The organism is Endozoicomonas atrinae (assembly GCF_001647025.1).
Taxonomy (GTDB): Bacteria; Pseudomonadota; Gammaproteobacteria; order Pseudomonadales; family Endozoicomonadaceae; genus Endozoicomonas; species Endozoicomonas atrinae.
Genome location: NZ_LUKQ02000918.1, coordinates 1 through 250 on the forward strand (window position 1 = coordinate 1; position 250 = coordinate 250).

Genomic DNA, 250 nt, shown 5'->3' on the forward strand with positions numbered 1-250 from the left:
GGATTCCCGGAAGCGATTAACACCGTGTTCCCAATGGCTCAGGTTCAGCTGTGTATTGTGCATCAGGTACGTAACTCGCTGAAATACGTCTCCTACAAGGACCGTAAATGCGTCGCCAGCGACCTGATACCAATTGAATTTTCTAACTACTGTATAACTGCCCAATCACGGGAGCACAGACTGAACAGTCGACCAGCTTCGCTGCAAAGGTTATTCCAAGCTTCACAGCAACAATCTACAATATTTTCAT

1 protein-coding gene is annotated in these 250 nt (G+C 46.4%); it reads left to right on the top strand.

Features of this window, described 5'->3' with window-relative positions:
• The coding region (locus AK963_RS36485) for a transposase (protein ID WP_238593925.1) at positions 1 to 250 on the top strand (250 nt) is incomplete at both ends.